At 63.5% G+C, this 17,256-nt stretch carries 19 protein-coding genes and 1 pseudogene; 7 read left to right on the top strand and 13 right to left on the bottom strand.

Annotated features, from left to right (window positions below):
• Positions 1-101: 101 nt before the first annotated feature.
• From FJ423_RS31220 to FJ423_RS31210, 3 genes are all read left to right on the top strand, one after another.
• Entirely contained in the window at positions 102-908 is an 807-nt protein-coding gene (locus tag FJ423_RS31220; RefSeq protein ID WP_140847308.1) for a protein-disulfide reductase DsbD domain-containing protein, read from the top strand.
• Between the two features lie 139 nt (positions 909-1,047).
• On the top strand, positions 1,048-1,530 hold the full coding sequence (locus FJ423_RS31215; RefSeq protein ID WP_140847305.1) for a peroxiredoxin: 483 nt from the start codon (positions 1,048-1,050) through the stop codon (positions 1,528-1,530).
• A 90-nt stretch (positions 1,531-1,620) separates the two neighbouring features.
• Positions 1,621-2,097, top strand: coding sequence for a DUF2938 domain-containing protein (locus FJ423_RS31210; RefSeq protein ID WP_140847302.1), 477 nt, complete (start codon positions 1,621-1,623; stop codon positions 2,095-2,097).
• 3 nt (positions 2,098-2,100) lie between these two features.
• On the opposite strand, the gene FJ423_RS31205 is transcribed toward FJ423_RS31210, so the two are convergent.
• From FJ423_RS31205 to coxB, 12 genes are all read right to left on the bottom strand, one after another.
• On the bottom strand, positions 2,101-2,694 hold the full coding sequence (locus FJ423_RS31205; protein ID WP_140847299.1) for a histidine phosphatase family protein: 594 nt from the start codon (positions 2,692-2,694) through the stop codon (positions 2,101-2,103).
• 39 nt (positions 2,695-2,733) lie between these two features.
• On the bottom strand, positions 2,734-3,264 hold the full coding sequence (gene rnhA / locus FJ423_RS31200) for a ribonuclease HI (protein WP_140847296.1): 531 nt from the start codon (positions 3,262-3,264) through the stop codon (positions 2,734-2,736).
• The gene (locus FJ423_RS31195; RefSeq protein ID WP_140847293.1) at positions 3,261-4,223 is read right to left on the bottom strand and encodes a homoserine kinase; all 963 of its coding nucleotides are present in this window, start codon (positions 4,221-4,223) and stop codon (positions 3,261-3,263) included. Before FJ423_RS31195 ends, rnhA begins: the two co-directional genes overlap by 4 nt.
• 6 nt (positions 4,224-4,229) lie before the next feature.
• Positions 4,230-5,234: a 4-hydroxy-3-methylbut-2-enyl diphosphate reductase gene (ispH, locus tag FJ423_RS31190; protein ID WP_140541535.1), complete on the bottom strand. Its 1,005-nt coding sequence runs from the start codon at positions 5,232-5,234 to the stop codon at positions 4,230-4,232.
• Positions 5,235-5,371: 137 nt separating this feature from the next.
• The gene (locus tag FJ423_RS31185; RefSeq protein ID WP_181174964.1) at positions 5,372-6,127 is read right to left on the bottom strand and encodes an SURF1 family protein; all 756 of its coding nucleotides are present in this window, start codon (positions 6,125-6,127) and stop codon (positions 5,372-5,374) included.
• Positions 6,124-6,510: a DUF983 domain-containing protein gene (locus FJ423_RS31180; protein WP_140847290.1), complete on the bottom strand. Its 387-nt coding sequence runs from the start codon at positions 6,508-6,510 to the stop codon at positions 6,124-6,126. The genes FJ423_RS31185 and FJ423_RS31180 overlap by 4 nt, the downstream gene beginning before the upstream one ends.
• Positions 6,511-6,594: 84 nt before the next feature.
• On the bottom strand, positions 6,595-7,476 hold the full coding sequence (locus FJ423_RS31175) for a cytochrome c oxidase subunit 3 (RefSeq protein ID WP_140847288.1): 882 nt from the start codon (positions 7,474-7,476) through the stop codon (positions 6,595-6,597).
• Between the two features lies 1 nt (position 7,477).
• Positions 7,478-8,107 carry a cytochrome c oxidase assembly protein gene (locus tag FJ423_RS31170; protein WP_140847285.1) on the bottom strand — a complete coding sequence of 210 codons (630 nt, stop codon included), beginning with the start codon at positions 8,105-8,107 and terminating at the stop codon, positions 7,478-7,480.
• Entirely contained in the window at positions 8,107-8,298 is a 192-nt protein-coding gene (locus FJ423_RS31165; protein ID WP_140541531.1) for a hypothetical protein, read from the bottom strand. Before FJ423_RS31165 ends, FJ423_RS31170 begins: the two co-directional genes overlap by 1 nt.
• Positions 8,295-9,239 carry a heme o synthase gene (locus tag FJ423_RS31160; protein WP_140847282.1) on the bottom strand — a complete coding sequence of 315 codons (945 nt, stop codon included), beginning with the start codon at positions 9,237-9,239 and terminating at the stop codon, positions 8,295-8,297. Before FJ423_RS31160 ends, FJ423_RS31165 begins: the two co-directional genes overlap by 4 nt.
• A gap of 76 nt (positions 9,240-9,315) precedes the next feature.
• Positions 9,316-10,965 (bottom strand): cytochrome c oxidase subunit I, encoded by a 1,650-nt coding sequence (gene ctaD / locus FJ423_RS31155; RefSeq protein ID WP_095766763.1) that lies wholly within the window; start codon positions 10,963-10,965, stop codon positions 9,316-9,318.
• Between the two features lie 38 nt (positions 10,966-11,003).
• Positions 11,004-11,888 (bottom strand): cytochrome c oxidase subunit II, encoded by an 885-nt coding sequence (coxB, locus tag FJ423_RS31150; RefSeq protein WP_140847279.1) that lies wholly within the window; start codon positions 11,886-11,888, stop codon positions 11,004-11,006.
• Positions 11,889-12,216: 328 nt separating this feature from the next.
• Between coxB and FJ423_RS31145 the strand changes: the two genes are divergently transcribed.
• The 4 genes from FJ423_RS31145 (at position 12,217) to FJ423_RS31130 (ending at position 15,656) form a co-directional block, all read left to right on the top strand.
• A complete protein-coding gene (locus FJ423_RS31145; RefSeq protein WP_095766761.1) occupies positions 12,217-12,756 on the top strand; it encodes an invasion associated locus B family protein in 540 nt (179 codons plus the stop codon).
• A gap of 77 nt (positions 12,757-12,833) precedes the next feature.
• Positions 12,834-13,301 carry a YbjN domain-containing protein gene (locus tag FJ423_RS31140; protein WP_181174963.1) on the top strand — a complete coding sequence of 156 codons (468 nt, stop codon included), beginning with the start codon at positions 12,834-12,836 and terminating at the stop codon, positions 13,299-13,301.
• A 99-nt stretch (positions 13,302-13,400) separates the two neighbouring features.
• Positions 13,401-14,813, top strand: coding sequence for a metalloprotease TldD (tldD, locus tag FJ423_RS31135; RefSeq protein ID WP_140847274.1), 1,413 nt, complete (start codon positions 13,401-13,403; stop codon positions 14,811-14,813).
• Between the two features lie 183 nt (positions 14,814-14,996).
• Positions 14,997-15,656: a transglutaminase-like cysteine peptidase gene (locus FJ423_RS31130; RefSeq protein ID WP_181174962.1), complete on the top strand. Its 660-nt coding sequence runs from the start codon at positions 14,997-14,999 to the stop codon at positions 15,654-15,656.
• A 250-nt stretch (positions 15,657-15,906) separates the two neighbouring features.
• Here FJ423_RS31130 and FJ423_RS33800 read toward each other — a convergent pair.
• Positions 15,907-17,256, bottom strand: a pseudogene (locus FJ423_RS33800) (peptidase C14 caspase catalytic subunit p20); the annotation flags it as partial.

Genomic DNA, 17,256 nt, shown 5'->3' with positions numbered 1-17,256 from the left:
AGCGCCGAAAAGATGGTGCCAGTCCCCGATGTCACGCAAATATGATACCGGGAGAGCGATGAAGTCATTGCGCGGCCAAGAACGGACGGTCAAATCACCGCATGCGATACATGAAATTACTGGTTCTCGGCGTCGTTTTCGGGTGGGCTACAAGCCCATCGGCCGAGGCCTCCTCCTCGAACTGGTACAACAGTGAAGGCGGCAAGGTTCGGCTGGTGACCACCGGCAAGCCCGACCAGGCCGGCAAGATCCACGGCGTGCTCGACATCGCGTTGAAGCCCGGCTGGAAAACCTATTGGCGCGATCCAGGCGACGCCGGCGTGCCGCCGCAACTCGACATATCGGGCAGCACCAATGTCGCCGACGCGCAATTGTCGTTCCCGCCGCCGCAGCGGCATGACGACGGCTACGGCAAATGGGCCGGCTACGATCGTCCGGTGTCGCTGCCGGTGACGTTCACGCTGTCTTCGCCCGACCAGCCGGCGACCATCGATGCCAATATCTTCCTCGGCATCTGCGAGACGATCTGCATTCCAGTGCAGACCCGGCTCAGCGTCGAACCCGGGTCCGATCCCGATAACGCGACCGACGCGGCCCTGGTGAAAACCGCACTTGCGACGCTGCCCTCCCCGGCCCGGTCCGATTTCGGCATCAGCGTGCTGTCCAGCGACCATGAGACCCTTGTCGTCCAGGCGCAGTCGCCCGGCGATCCGCAATCCGTCGATCTCTTCATCGCCGGCGAGCGCGACTACATGTTCGGCGCGCCGGTGCGCAGTCAGAAGGATGGCAAGCTCGTCTTCACCGTGCCGATCCTCGACCGGCCGTCGGCGGCGCCGACCGATGGCGGGCTGTATTACACGCTGACCAGTGCCGAGGGTTCGGTGGACGGGCTGCTGCCTTTCCCTTGATCCAGGGTCTTTCTGAGCCGCAATTCCGGACGGAAAACCGCTGCACACTTTTCCTGGAATTGCTCTGAAGAGTTGCCGGAGTCCGCGCAGTCCGATATCGAAGGCATCGATCCTTCCCATCCCCCAAGCGAGGCACCCCATGACCATTGCGGTTGGCGAAAAACTGCCCGAAGCGACCTTCAAGACCATGACCGCGGACGGCGCAAAGTCGATCACCGGCGATGAGATCTTCGCCGGCAAGAAAGTCGTGCTGTTCGGCGTTCCCGGCGCCTTCACGCCGACCTGCAGCAACAACCACCTGCCTGGTTATCTGGAGAATCATGACGCCATCCTGGCCCGCGGCGTCGACACGATCGCCGTCGTCTCGGTCAACGACGTGCATGTCATGGGCGCCTGGGCGCGGTTCACCGGCGGCGAAGGCAAGATCCTCTATCTCGCCGACGGCAGCGGCGATTTCGCCAGATCGGTGGGACTAGACAACGATCTGTCCGGGGCCGGCATGGGCCTGCGCTCGAAGCGCTTCTCAATGATCGTCGACGACGGCAAGGTCGTGGCGCTCAATGTCGAGACCAAGCCGGGCGTCGACGAGAGCGGCGCGGCAAAAATCCTCGAGCAGCTCTAGATCAGGTCAGGTTTCGTTGACCCATGATCTTGTCCGAAAACCAGTTCCACTTTTTGCGTTCGCTGACCTTCGGTTCGGGATCATGCTGTGATGTTTGACACCGTCTGGCGCGCAGTGGGGATCGGCGTCGGCGCCACAGTATTCATGGATGTCTGGGCGATCGTCCTCAACAAGGCGTTCGGCCTGCCATTGCCCAACTGGGGCATGGTCGGACGCTGGGTGCGGCATCTGCCGAAGAGGGTTTTTCACGACGATATCGGCAAGGCGGCACCTTATGCGCATGAAAAGGCGCTCGGCTGGGCATTCCACTACCTCGTTGGCATTCTCTACGGCGTGATCCTTGTCGTGCTCGCCGGCGCGGGCTGGCTGGCGGCGCCGACATTCCTGCCGGCCTTCATCCTCGGCATCGTCACGGTCGGGGCGGGCTGGTTCCTGCTTGCGCCGGGCATGGGCGCCGGCTGGGCGGCGTCCAAGCTTCCCAATCCGATGAAGGTGCGCGCGCTCAACCTCCTGGCGCACACGGTGTTCGCGCTCGGCATGTTCTCGACGGCGCTGCTGATCCGCTGACGATCAAATGCCGCTATGCGGCGCCAGTTCGTCGATGGGGCGCCAGCCGTGCAGGATGCGGCGAGCCTCAATGTCATAGGCGAAGTAATTGCCGCCGCCCGCCGGCTGATCCGCGACACGACTGATTTGGCGGGAATCGAGCAGAAGCAGCAGAAGTGTCCCCACGCCTCCATGGCCAATGAAAGCCAAGTTGCCGGTGAGGCCGGTGCCAAGCACGGCGTCGACTTCGTCCATGATGCGCCGCTGTGCGTCTATCGCCCTTTCCCATCCGCGGATACTGTCGTGCGGCCTGGCGAAGAACTCGTCGGCAACCGCTTCGAATTCCGACGGCGGCAGGAAGCCCGTCGCCGACCGGTCGTTCTCGTGCATCCGCTCCCGCACCTCGACCTCAAGATGAAGGTGCTTCGCCAGGATTTCCGCAGTTTCGACCGCCTTGCGTTCAGCGGACGACACGATGCGCCCTGTCGAGCTAACCCAGGGCTGATCGAGCATCGCAACAGCCCTTGCCCGGCCGATGTCAGACAGCCCCCATTCCGGCACCGGAATGTTGGCGTCGATCCGAACCTGCGGATGGGTAATGTAATAAGCGATCGGCAAGGCAAACTTTCTCCGATCAGATGCGGGCTCGATGGCCGATCAGTAGCTCTGGGTCGAGCGTCGCGCCTTCGCAGCCGCCGGCCGCTTCGGCTGCGCTGCGGGCTGCGCCGCCAAAACAGGCTTCACCGGGCCCTTCTTGAACGGTGCCATGCCCTGCCGGGCCAGTTCGTCGGCGCGCTCGTTCTCCGGGTGCCCGGCATGGCCCTTAACCCAGTGCCAGACGACCTTGTGACGCCGGTTGGCCTCGTCGAGCGCCTGCCAGAGCTCGCCATTTTTGACCGGCTTCCTGTCGCCGGTCTTCCAGCCGTTCTTCTTCCAGCCGTGGATCCACTTCGAGATGCCGTCCATGACGTATTTGCTGTCGGTGTAGAGGTCGACCGCGCAAGGCTCCTTCAGCGCGTTGAGCGCCGTGATGGCGGCCAGCAGCTCCATGCGGTTGTTGGTGGTCTCGGCCTCGCCGCCGGACAGCTCCTTGGTGACGCCGTTGTAGCGAAGCACTGCGCCCCAGCCGCCCGGCCCGGGATTGCCTGAGCAGGCGCCGTCGGTGAAGATCTCGATCTGCTTGTTCATGTCAGCCCGTATTCGGATGGCGACTTGATGGCGCGGTGGAAGCGCATGCGCCGGATATATTCGGTCGGATCGCGCTTCATCACCAGCCCGCCATCCGGAATGGTCAGCCAGTCATAGAGGCGGGTCAGCATGAAGCGCAGCGCCGAGCCGCGCGCCAGCATCGGCAGCGCCGCCTTCTCGTCGTCCTGAAGCGGCCGCACCGACTGGTAGCCGGCCAGCAGCGCCGTCCCCTTGGTCAGGTTGAAGGCAAAATCCTTCTCGAAGCACCAGGCGTTGAGGCAGGTGGCGACATCATAGGCGTAGAGGTCGTCGCAGGCGAAATAGAAGTCGATCAGCCCCGAAAGCTTCTCGCCGAGGAAGAAGACGTTGTCCGGGAACAGATCGGCATGGATGATGCCCTTAGGGAGGCCGGTGGGCCAGTTGCGCTCGAAATCGCTGAAGTCGGCGTCGACCTCGGCCGCCAGCCCTGGCTCGACCTCGTCGGCGCGCTGGCGCGAGGCCGCCCAGAGCTTGCGCCAGCCGTCGATGGCCAGCGCGTTCGGCCTTCGCATCTGAAAATCCTGGCCGGCGAGATGGAGGCCGGCGAGCGCCTTGCCGACTTCCGCGCAATGCGCGGCCGTCGGCCGCCTGAGCGACAGGCCTTCGAGGAAGGTGATGATGACCGCAGGCCGGCCGGCGAGCGTGCCGATGACGGTGCCGTCATGCGCGGTCACCGGCAGCGGGCAGGAAATGCCTTTCCTGGCGAGATGGCCCATCAGGCCGAGAAAGAACGGCAGGTCGGCCTTGTCGACCCGCTTCTCGTAGAGCGTCAGGATGTAGGAGCCGGTCGAGGCGTGAACCAGGAAATTGGAATTCTCGGTGCCTTCGGCGATGCCCTTGTAGGAGAGCAGCTCACCCACCGGATAGGCCTTGAGGAATGCGGTCAGCTCGCCTTCGTTGACGTCGGTGTAGACGGCCATCCGGTTTCACGCCGCTCCGTTGACGAAGGCCATGTCGGCCGCCGTCAGTTCGACATCGCGCAAAACCCGCATCACCGGAAAATCCTCCGTTTCCGTGGCCGTGACGGCCAGATCGATGGTGACGTCGAAGCGTTGCCGGAACGCGTCGATGATCTCGTCGACGATGATTTCCGGCGCCGAGGCGCCGGCCGACAGGCCGAGCGTCCTGATCCCGGCGATCTCATCCCACGGAATTTCGGCGGCGCGCTGCACGAGAAGCGACATTGTCGCGCCGGCGCGCTCCGCCACTTCGACAAGGCGACGCGAATTGGACGAATTGGGAGCGCCGACGATAAGGAAAAGATCGGCGCCGGCCGCTGTCTCCTTCACCGCTTCCTGGCGGTTGGTGGTGGCGTAGCAGATCGATTCGGCCGCGGCCGCATGCAGTTCGGGAAACCGCTCCTGGAGCGCCCGGATGATGCCGGCGGTGTCCTCGACCGACAAGGTCGTCTGGGTGACGAAGCCCAGCGCCGAAGCGTCGACGGGCACGAAACGCGCGGCGTCAGCCTCGGTCTCGATCAGTGTCACCGCGCCTTCCGGCAATTGTCCCATCGTGCCGATCACCTCCGGGTGACCGGCATGGCCGATCAGGAGTACGTGGCGACCAAGCCGCTGGTGGCGCATCGCCTGCTTGTGCACCTTGGACACGAGCGGGCACGTGGCGTCGAGGTAAAAGAGATTGCGCGCCTGCGCGTCCGCCGGCACCGATTTCGGCACGCCATGCGCGGAAAAGACCACGGGCGACTGGCGATGCTCCGGCGGAATCTCGGACAGTTCCTCGATGAAGACGGCGCCCAAGCTCTGCAGCCCTTCGACGACGTAGCGGTTGTGCACGATCTCGTGGCGGACATAGACCGGCGCGCCATATTTCTTCAGCGCCAGCACGACGATCTGGATGGCGCGGTCGACACCGGCGCAGAAGCCGCGCGGCTGGCAGAGCCTGATCGTCAGCGGTGGCTTTTTCTGGGTCATGAATGCAAGGCCGATTCAGTCGGAACCAAGAACATGATGCCGAAAAGTGTGAAGCGGTTTTCGGACGACATCATGCTCTATCTGTTTGATTAGGCGAAATGAGGTGCGCACCCCCGCCCTGTCAAGAGCGAGGACGCTCACTGCTCCTTCGCCGGGCGGCGCAACCTCAGGATCAGCACGGCTGCAAGGGCGGCGGCCAGCCCGTACCACGTGACGGCATATTGCAAATGGTTGTTCGGCAGGTCGATGATGGTGACGCCACCGACCGGCAGGCCGCCAGGATTCGGCGTCTTGTCGGCATCGACGAAGAACGGCACCAGCACGAACCCGGCAGGCAGACCGGCGGTCGCCGCCATGACGTCGCGGTCCTTCCAATAGAAGATGTTCTTGGCGACGTCATTGTCGGGAAGCATCATCGACGGCTTTGCAGGCAGCGGATTGCGGGCGAGTCCGGTCACCGTCACCTTGCCGGCGACTTCGCCCTGCCGGCGCTTGGAGGGATCCTTGAGGTCATAGGGAACGAAGCCGCGGTTGACGAGCACGAAGCGGCCGTCCTCGAGCTGCAGGGGCGTGTAGACGTTGAAGCCGCTGTCGCCTTGCCAGGTGGAAAAGAAGTGCCGCTCGCCCTGATGCAGGAAAGTGCCTGTTACCGTCACGGGCGTGTAGTCGACATCGTGGGAGGCGGCGAATTCCTTCTCGACGTCCGCCAGAGCCAGCGGTGCGGAATGGGTGCGCTTGTCGATGGTCGCGAGCAGGCCTTCCTTCCAGTGCAGGCGCTGGACCTGCCAGGTGCCGAGCCCGATCAGGACGGCGAACAGGATGAGGCCGAGACCGATGAGCAACGCTAAGCGCGGCCGCGAACGGTCGGCAACCGAGCCTGTAGTCTCATTCATTCTTGGGATTCCAGCCTGCCTTCAGCAGCCTTCTTGGAGTACTGCAAGGTGATCAGCACGCCCTTGATCAGGCGCAGCGCCGTCAGGCACAGCACCAGGGCGAGCGGTAGCCACAACATAAAGTGCAGCCAGAGCGGCGGACTGAACGTCACCTCCATCCACAATGCGAGGCCAACGACGACGAAGCCGATGATCAGGATGACGAACACGGCCGGCCCATCGCCCGCATCGGCGAAGGAATAGTCGAGTCCGCAATTATAGCAGCGCTTGCCGACGGTGAGGAAACCCGAGAACAGCCTGCCTTCGCCGCAGCGCGGACAGCGGCCATGCAGGCCGGCCGAGATCGGATCGATAGGTGGCCAGATCGCCTTGTCTTCGCTCATGTTCCCACCCTAGACCTTTTTGCCCCAAAGAATAAGGCGGCCACGTCGCCGCAGCCGCCCCTTGGGATTCCTAAACCAGTCGGTTTAATGGCCTTCGATCAGTGCGCCGTTGGAGGCCCAGACATAGATGGCGCTGAACAGGAACAGCCAGACCACGTCAACGAAGTGCCAATACCAGGCGGCCGCCTCGAAGCCGAAATGCTGTTTCGGGGTGAAGTCGCCGCGCCACGCGCGGATCAGGCAGACCAGCAGGAAGATGGTGCCGATGATGACGTGGAAGCCGTGGAAGCCGGTCGCCATGAAGAAGGTGGCGCCGTAGATCGAATCCCTGAAGCCGAACGGAGCGTGCATATACTCGTAGGCCTGCACCATGGTGAACAGCATGCCGAGGCCGACGGTCAGCACCAGGCCGTTGATCAGGCCCTTGCGGTCGCCATGCAGAAGCGCGTGGTGCGCCCAGGTCACTGTCGTGCCCGACAGAAGCAGGATGATGGTGTTGTAGAGCGGCAAGTGGAAGGGATCGAGGACTTCAAGCCCCTTCGGCGGCCACACGCCGCCGGTGAAGGCGGTGCGGGCATACTGGTTCGCCTCGCCGGGGAAGAGACTTGCGTCGAAGAAGGCCCAGAACCAGGCGACGAAGAACATCACCTCGGAGGCGATGAACATGATCATGCCGTAGCGCAGGTGCAGCGAAACGACGCGCGTGTGGTGGCCCTCATGCGCTTCCTTGATGGTGTCCGACCACCAGGCGAACATCGTGTAGAGCACGATGATCATGCCGATGAAGAACAGCCACGGATTGGCGATGTTGTGGCCGAAGACCGGGAAGTTGCCGCCCTTCAGATACTGCATCAGGCAGACACCGCCGATGGCGGTGACCAGCGCGCCGACGGAACCCAGGAAAGGCCAGGGGCTGGGGTTGACGAGATGGTAGTCGTGTTGTGGTTTTGCGTGCGCGTCTGCCATATCAACCCCCGAGGCTTGCGTCGGAATCTGGAACTTTGTTGCTGCTGCCAGCGGCCGGCGCCGAGGAGGCGACCGGCTGTTTGTTTTCGACCGGGAACATCGTGTAGGACAGGGTGATGGCCTTCAAGTCCTTGAGTTCCGGCACGTTGACGATGTCTGGATCGACATAGAACACGACCGGCATGTCCAGCGTCTCGCCGGGTTTCAGCGTCGTGTCGGTGAAGCAGAAGCACTCCACCTTGTTGAAATAGGCACCGGCCATTTCCGGCTGCACGTTGAACGAGGCGCGGCCGGTAATGGTGCGATCGAACTTGTTGGTGGCGCTGTAATGCGCCTGCGCCGTCGCGCCGATCTTGATCGTCACCGAGCGGGCGACAGGCTCGAACTGCCATGGAATGCCGTTGGTGTTGGCATCGAAGCGGATGGTGATATCACGGTCGAGCACGCGGCCGGCATATTGCTTCTCGGCGCGCTGCGTGGTCCCGCCATAGCCGGTGACCTGGCAGAACATCTTGTAGAGCGGCACCGCCGCATAGGCCATGCCGACCATGCCGGTGAAGAAGGCGAGGCAGACGGCGGCGACGATGCCGTTGTTCACCTTGCGGGGCTTGCTGCTGGCCTCGCCGCCCATCAGCCGCCTCCCAGCAGGCCGGAGCCGGTGATGCTGGCTCCGCTGTGACCGAAGCGCACGATGGTGGCGGCATAGAAGACGACGACCAGCGCTGCCAACGCAAGACCGATGGCGATGGAGCGGTTGCGGCGGGCCTTCTGCTGGCGTTCGGTCAGCGTGACCAGTTCGAGTTTCTTGTCAGCCACGATCATGCTCCCCCCATCATGAGGGCGCGCCCAATCACGCAATCGATGAGATAGGCGGCAAAGATAGCGAAGAGATAGAGCAGCGAGTAGCCGAACAGGGCCTTGGCCGGCTTCATCGCGCGATCGTCGTCGGCCATGGCAAGCACTTTCCAGGCATACCAGACGAAGCCCGCGCCGAGGGCCGCCGAGACGACGCCGTAGCCGGCCGTGGTGTAGCCGAGCGCCCAGGGCAGCACCCCGACCGGCGCCAGGATCAGCGCATAAGCAAAGATCTGCCTACGGGTCGAGGCATGGCCGGCGACATTCGGCATCATCGGGATGCCGGCGCGGGCGTAGTCGTCGGATTTGAAGAGAGCCAGCGCCCAGAAATGCGGCGGCGTCCACAGGAAGATGATCAGGAACAGGATCACGCTTTCGAGGCTGACCGAGCCGGTCACGGCGGCCCAGCCGATTACCGGCGGGATGGCGCCGGCGGCGCCGCCGATGACAATGTTCTGCGGCGTCCAGCGCTTCAGCCACATGGTGTAGATGACGGCGTAGAAGAAGATGGTGAAGGCGAGAAGCGATGCCGACAGCCAGTTGACCAGCACGCCGAGCGTCATCACCGACAGCACCGACAGCACAAGGCCAAAGCTCAACGCCTCGCCTGGGGTGACGCGACCGGACGGCACCGGGCGGCCGGCGGTCCTCGTCATCACGGCGTCGATGTCGGCGTCGTACCACATGTTGAGCGCGCCGGAAGCACCGGCGCCAATGGCGATTGCGAGGATGGCGATCACCGCCATGAGCGGATTGATGGCGACGGGCGCCGCGATCATGCCGACAAAGGCCGTGAAGACGACCAGCGACATGACACGCGGCTTCAGGAGGGCGAAGAAATCGCCTGCGGTCGCTTCCGACATGCGAAAACCCGCTTCCTCCATCAATCTGTCTTTGGCAAGGGCCATGCGTACTTAAAGTCCATCATTCCGTTGGCCAAGACCGCCGGGCAAGCCGGCGGTCTCGTATGCGTCGGGACGCTGCCTACCTGATCTTCGGCAGCTGTTCCCATTGGTGGAATGGCGGCGGCGAAGGCAGCTGCCATTCGAGCGTGGTGGCGCCCTCGCCCCACGGGTTGGCCCCGGCGACGCGCTTCTTCTGGAAGGCCTCGAACACGCCGTAGAGGAAGATCGCGACACCGACGGCCGCGATGTAGGAGCCGTAGGACGACACCATGTTCCAGCCGGCGAACGCGTCCGGATAGTCGACGGTACGGCGCGGCATGCCGGCGAGGCCGAGGAAGTGCTGCGGGAAGAAGATCAGGTTGACGCCGACGAAGGTCACCCAGAAGTGGGTGTTGGCGATAACCGGCGAGTACATGTAGCCGGTCATCTTCGGGAACCAGTAGTACCAGCCGGCGAAGATGGCAAACACCGCGCCCAGCGACAGCACGTAGTGGAAGTGGGCGATCACGAAATAGGTGTCGTGCAGCGAGCGGTCGAGACCGGCATTGGCCAGCTGAACGCCGGTGACGCCACCGATGGTGAACAGGAAGATGAAGCCCAGCGCCCACAGCATCGGCGGCTTGAAGGAGATCGAGCCGCCCCACATGGTGGCGATCCAGGAGAAGATCTTCACGCCGGTCGGCACAGCGATGACCATGGTGGCAAACACGAAGTAACGCTGCGTGTCGAGCGACAGGCCGGTCGTGTACATGTGGTGCGCCCAGACGATGAAGCCGACGGCGCCGATCGCGACCATGGCGTAGGCCATGCCGAGATAGCCGAACACCGGCTTCTTCGAGAAGGTCGAGACGATATGGCTGATGATGCCGAAGCCCGGCAAGATCAGGATGTACACCTCGGGATGGCCGAAGAACCAGAACAGATGCTGGAAGAGGATCGGGTCACCGCCCTGATCCGGCACGAAGAAAGCGGTGCCGAAATTGCGGTCGGTGAGCAGCATGGTGATGGCGCCAGCCAGAACCGGGAGCGAGAGCAGCAGCAGGAAAGCGGTGATCAGCACCGCCCAGGCAAACAGCGGCATCTTGTGCAGCGTCATGCCGGGAGCGCGCATGTTGAAGATGGTGGTGATGAAGTTGATGGCGCCGAGGATCGACGACGCGCCGGCGATATGGATCGAGAGGATCGCCAGGTCCATCGCCGGGCCGGGCTGGCCGGATGTCGAGAGCGGCGGATAAATGGTCCAGCCGCCGCCGACGCCGAAGGCGCCCGGCGCGCTCGGCACGAACATCGAGGAGAGCAGCAGGATGAAAGCCGGCGGCAGCAGCCAGAACGAGATGTTGTTCATGCGCGGGAAGGCCATGTCCGGCGCGCCGATCATGATCGGCACCATCCAGTTGGCGAAGCCGCCGATGAGCGCCGGCATGACCATGAAGAAGATCATGATCAGGCCGTGCGCGGCGCCGAAGGCGTTGTACATGCTCTTGCCGCCGTCGATGGCGGCGTCGCCCTGCATGCCGTAGACCATCTGCGCCAGGCCGCTGAAGATCTGGATGCCCGGCTCCTGCAGCTCCATGCGGATGGCGACCGAGAGCGCGGCGCCGATGATGCCGGCCATGATCGCGAAGATCAGGTAGAGCGTGCCGATGTCCTTGTGGTTGGTCGAGTAGACCCAGCGGACCCAGCCATGCGGCCTGTGGTCGCCGTGATCGTGAGCTGCAGCCTCTGCCATGTTCCGCTCCGTTCCCTAAATCTTGCTAACCCGCGGCATCAGTTGCCGGCGGCCGCTACCTTGTTGGTACCATCGATCTCGGCCATCAGCGCCTTGTTGGCGGCGGGCACGTCGGTCTTGGCCGTATCCAGCCAGGTCTTGAACTGCGCATCGGACACCACGCGCACGGCGATCGGCATGAAGGCATGGTCCTTGCCGCAGAGCTGCGAGCACTGGCCGTAGTAGAGGCCTTCCTTCTCCGCCTTGAACCAGGTCTCGTTGGTGCGGCCGGGGACGGCATCCATCTTGATGCCGAAGGACGGCACGGCGAAGGAGTGGATGACATCGGTGGCGGTGATCAGCACGCGGGTCATGGTGTTGACCGGCACGACCAGCTCGTTGTCGACCGCCAGCAGACGCGGATAGCGGGCGCGATCTTCCTTGCCGGCCTTGGCGCGGTCGGCATCCTGAAGAACCGCCGAGTTGAAGGAGAAGGTCTTGTCGACCTGGTACTCGTAATCCCAGTTCCACTGGTTGCCGGTCGCCTTGACGGTGAGCTTAGCTTCTTCCGGCGGCGTGTACTGCGCCGTGAGCAGCTGGAAGGAGGGAATGGCGATGAGCAGGAGCACGATCACCGGCCCGACCGTCCAGATCACCTCGATCAGCGTGTTGTGGCTGGTTCTGGACGGCACTGGATTGGCACTGGCGCGGAACCTAACGATGCAGACCAGCAGAAGCACCAGCACAAGGATGGTGATCGGGACGATGAACCACATGGTGTAGTTCCCAAACCGCTCGATCTGCCGCATCATGTCGGTCGCGGGCGCCTGGAAGGTCATCTCCCATTCCCGCGGCTGGTCGGCACGAGCCGCCGCACTGGAGAAGAGCACGGCCGAAGCTGCCGTACCTGCCAAGAATTCAGCGCTTGCCAGGAATTTCCTCATCGCCCTCTCGTCTCCCACTTCCCGCGATCTGGTCGCACCAATAACGGACGACACCGGAATTGGGAATCCCGGGCTGTCCCGAGGCTGGTTCAAACCATACTCTATTTCCCTCCGCAAGAAAGGAGCGGAGGAAACCGTGCGGCATTTTTGCGCGCAGGCCGAAGGCTGCGTTCGGCGCCCGCCATGCTATATGCGCGACGGTCGCAATTCGGGCGAATTTGCTTTGGAAAAGCATGCAATTGCCGGTATCGGGGCGGACCGGCGGAGGTCTCGTCCTTTACTTGGCCCCGGCGCGGCTTAAAGTGCCGTGATTCGCAATGGAGCCGTTATGACTTCCTGGCTTTCGAGAACCCTGGCGAAGGTCGTCCTTGCCGTCGCCTTGCTCGGTGTCGGCGTAGCCGTCGGCGCCCCCGCCTCGCCTAACGACGCCAAGCCGCCGAGCGGCACGGTGAAGTCGACGCATGGCGCATGGTCGATCATCTGCGATACGCCTGCAGGTGCTACTTCAGAGCAATGCGTGATGATGCAGAACGTCGTCGCCGAGGACCGCCCTGAAATGGGGCTTTCGGTCGTGGTGCTGCGCACAGCCGACAACAAGGCCGAGATCCTGCGCGTGCTGGCGCCGCTCGGCGTGCTCCTGCCCAACGGGCTTGGCCTCAATGTCGACGGCAAGGATATCGGCCGCGCCTATTTCGTGCGCTGCTTCCAGGATGGCTGCTACGCCGAGGTGATCCTTGAAAAACCGCTGCTCGACACGCTGAAGAGCGGCACGTCGGCCACCTTCATCGTCTTCCAGACCCCCGAGGAAGGCATTGGCATTCCCGTCGATCTCAAGGGCTTTGCAGACGGCTTCGCCGCCCTACCTTGATCTTCTTGACCATGCACCGCGGCCATTTCCGACGCTGAGGTCGGATGGCGAATGCGGATTTAGCGGCAGGAGGCTCCATGCGCACGTCATTGTCCGCTTTCATCGCTGGGCTGGCGCTGGCCGGTGCGGTTTCGGTCGCCCGGGCCGAGGACGCTGAAATCCTCCAGAGGCCCGAGCCGGCGGCGATCCTCGATATCGCCAAGGGCTTCGGTTCCGCCAGGATGGGCAAGGACGACAACGGCGATCCGATGATTTCGGGGCGGATCGACGGCGTTAAATACCTGATCTATTTCTACGGCTGCGAAGACCGCGAGAACTGCAAGTCGCTGCAATTCGCGACCGGCTACGCCGACCCGCTTACCGCTGACCAAGCCAACGCCTGGAACGCAAAATACCGCTGGGTGAGGGCCTATTCGGGCGACGGCTCGAATTTTAAGATGGATGTCAGCTTTGCCGGCGGCATCACCAGGGCCAATCTCGAGGAGCAGTTTTCCAATTGGAACGCGATGGCCGGCAACATCAAGGACTTCGTCAGCGGCAACTGATGGCGGCGCAATCGTCGGCTTGACCCAGTTGGCGATTGTGCGACGGCGGCTTCGCGCCTACATGCCGAGGAGCGATTTGTTTCCACGAATGGATTTGCCATGAACAGCCTGATCGGCCAATTCGACATTTCCGACGATCGCGTCAAGGAGATCGTCACCGAGACCATCAAGGGCGCCGACGACGGCGAGTTGTTCCTCGAATACAGCGAGAACGAAGCGCTGATGTTCGATAATGGCCGGCTGAAGACGGCCAATTTCAACACCGACCAGGGGTTCGGCCTGCGTGCCGTGGCCGGCGAGGCCAGCGGTTATGCGCATTCGAGCGATCTCTCCGAAGCCTCGCTGCTGCGCGCGGCCGACGCCGTCTCGGCGGTCAAGGGCGGCTATTCCGGCACATTGGCCGGAGCGCCCGCCCGCACCAACCGCCATCTCTATGGCGACGAGAACCCTATCCCCTCGCCTTCCTTCGAGGCCAAGGCCAAGCTGCTACAGGAGATCGACAGCTGGCTGCGCGCCAAGGATCCGCGCGTGCGCCAGGTGACGGCGTCGCTTGCCGCCTCATGGCAGCATGTCGAGATCGTGCGCGGCGACGGCCAGATTGTGCGCGACATCCGCCCGCTGGTGCGGATCAACGTTTCCGTGGTGGTCGGCGATGGCGACCGGCAGGAGAGCGGCTCCTACGGCATGGGCGGCCGCAAGAGTTTTGGCGAGTTCGTCGGCGAGGAAAGCTGGAAGCATGCCGCCAGCGAGGCGCTGCGGCAGGCGCTGGTTAATCTCGAGGCCGTCCCTGCGCCGGCGGGCACGTTCGACATCGTGCTGTCCAGCGGCTGGCCGGGCGTGATGCTGCACGAGGCGGTCGGGCACGGGCTCGAAGGCGACTTCAACCGCAAGAAGACATCGGCTTTCGCCGGCCTGATGGGCCAACAGGTGGCGGCGAAGGGTGTCACCGTGGTCGATGATGGCACCATCCCCGAGCGGCGCGGCTCGCTGACCGTCGACGATGAAGGGACGCCCTCGGCGCGCAACGTGCTGATCGAGGACGGCAAGCTCGTCGGCTATATGCAGGATCGCCAGAACGCCAGGTTGATGGGCATGAAGGCGACCGGCAACGGCCGCCGCGAAGGCTATGCGCACCAGCCGATGCCGCGCATGACCAACACCTACATGACCTCGGGCGACATGGAGCCGGAAGAGATCATCGCCTCGGTCAAGAACGGCATCTACGCCGTTTCCTTCGGCGGCGGCCAGGTCGACATCACGTCGGGCAAGTTCGTGTTCGGCTGCACCGAAGCCTACATGATCGAGAACGGCAAGGTGACGCAGCCGATCAAGGGCGCGATGCTGATCGGCAACGGGCCGGACGCCATGCACCGCGTCAGCATGATCGGCAACGACATGAAGCTCGACACCGGCATCGGCATGTGCGGCAAGGCCGGACAGGGCGTGCCCGTCGGCGTCGGCCAGCCGCATCTGCGGATGAACCAGATGACGGTGGGCGGCACCAGGGTTTGAGGTCTATCGTCCACTGCCTGGCGAACGACCATCCGGATCAGTCTCCGCGCGCCAGGCGGGTTGATTCTGGCTCCACCTTGAAGTGAACACAATCGTGTTAGGACATTATTAATTGTTCAATTGGCGGGGCGGGCGTTTGCGCATTAGCTTGTCGCCAGTCTTCTCGTTGCGGTGGTGTCGGCAATGCAGCGTTCTCCTGGCGTCCTGACTTCTTCTTTCCTCATTGGCCTCGTTTCCCTGGTTGGCGCATCATCGCTGCAAGTCGGCCCCGCAGCGGCGCAGTCGTCGCTGTTCAAGCTAACGGCTGCGAGTTCCGCCGCAGTCGGCGGCAGCACCAGCGTCCCATATGGCTGGCTCGATTTCTGTCATCGCCGGCCGAAGGAATGCAAAGTGCCTGCCCTGCCTGCCACAAGCGTCAGGCTGACCGCGCAGAACATGGGCATCCTCAAGCGGGTAAACCAGAAGGCGAACCGCTCCATCAAGCCCGTCAGCAACTATGACCACTGGGGCACGACGATGGACCACTGGGACTATCCGACGGACGGCAAGGGCGACTGCAAGATCTACGCGCTCTACAAGCGCAAGCTGCTCCTGGAAGCGGGCTTCCCCCGGCAGGCGCTGCTGATGACGGTGGTGCGCGACCTCCACAATGAGGGCCACACCATTCTGACGGTGAAGACCGACAAGGGCGATCTCGTGCTGGACAATCTGGTCGACGAAATCCGCCCCTGGAACGCCACCGGCTATTATTTCCTGAAACGCCAGTCGCAGCAGAACCCGAACACCTGGGTGTCGATCAACCAGCGCGGCGGCACGGCGAAACGAATGTCTCCGAGCTCATAAGGGCCAGAGCGTTTCACGGAAACGGCGAGCCGCTCTCTCGCCCTGGGATGCAATTCTGCACCGGAGGCTATGGCGAAGTCGCCGAGCCCGAACCTTCACCTTTTCCCGCAATCGCTCCCGGCGTGACCAGAGCGGCCTTGTCTGCTTTGACGGACTGCTCCGTCACATTCTCTACCTCGCAAATTCATAGGCCGGAAAATCCGGCCCATGAACGAGCGTTGCCGCCTGCGGCCAAGCAAGCCTTGCTGGCCTACTGCTGGCAGGGCGGCTCGCCAGGACGCCCGCAGGTCGGCTTCTTGTTTCCCTGCGGCGGCTGCTCCTTGAGCTGCTGCGGCAGGCGCCGTTCCTGTATCTGAGGCTGAGGCCGCGGTTGCTGCAAGCGTCTTTCTTGCATCTGAGGCTCAGGCCTCAACTGCTGCAGGTGTCTCTCTTGCATCTGAGGCCTTGGCTGCGCCTGGAACTCTGGCCTTTGCGGCCTGAGCACCTGCACGTTCGGCCTTTCCTGCTTGAAGCTGCGCTGGACGTTGATGCCTGCGCCGGCGGAACCCTCTTCGCCGTTCGGCAGCCTGCGAAACTTCCTGTTTGCGTTGGCCGAACCCTGATTCTGGTCGGAGAACACACTCGGATTGTTTCTCCTGAGCCGCTCCTGCACGCTCGCCCGGTTGTCGGCCGGCGCACCATTGACGGTCGGCAGCTTGCGGAACTTCTTACCTCTATCGCCTCCGTTGACCGTGCCTTGATCGCTCGGTCCGACAGCTGTCTGGCCTGCCGGCAGATCCTTGCGGGTCAGCTTCCTCGGTCTGCCTTCGTTCTGGCCGGACAACGCATTCGCATTGTTCTTCCCGAACCTCTGCTGGGCGTTCTGCCCGTTCTCGCCCGGCGCGCCATTGACGGTCGGCAACTTGCGGAACTTGCCCTTCTTGCCCTGATCGTCGACAACTCCGTTCTGCTGGCCGTTGCCCGTAACGGGGGCGCCGGCATTCCCGGTAGCCTGCTGGTTGCCAGTGCCTTGCTTGCCCAGCACCTTGCTGTTGGGCGCGTTTTGGCCGTTGAGCACCGGCTTGCCGTTGACGAGTGGCAGCGCCTTGCCATCAGCTCCCGGCAAGGCGTGACCGGTCGGGAGCTTGCCCGTCGTCTTCGCCTGCGGCGTCGCACCCGGCTGCTGGCCCTGCGTGACAGCCTGGCCTGGTTTCAGCGATTGCGGCGTCGCACCAGGCAGCTGGCCCTGCGTGGCAGCCTGGCCCGGCTTCAGCGGCTGACCGCCCTGATTTTGCTTGAACAGCACCGCCCTTTTCTGCAGCACCGGCGGCAGCGCCACCTTGGCCGCCACTGCGGCCGCGCCCGCGCCAACCGCCATCTTCTGCCCGGTGGTGAGGCCGCTCGGTGCATTGGCGCTCGGCTGTGCGGCCTGATTGGCCGGCTCGTTTTTGATCGTCGTGTTGTTGTTGATGACGGTCGTGTTGTGAATGTTGTTGAAGATGATGTCGTTCGGCGGCGGCACGATGTCACGCGGCGGCCTGACCCAGACCGGCACGGGGCCGAAGACCGGCGTCGGCAGGACGTAAACATCGACCGGCGGCGGGGGCGGCGGCAGCACGAC

Source organism: Mesorhizobium sp. B2-8-9, assembly GCF_006439475.1.
GTDB lineage: Bacteria > Pseudomonadota > Alphaproteobacteria > Rhizobiales > Rhizobiaceae > Mesorhizobium.
Note: the sequence above shows the minus strand (reverse complement) of the source record. Positions and strands in the feature narration are given on the sequence as shown.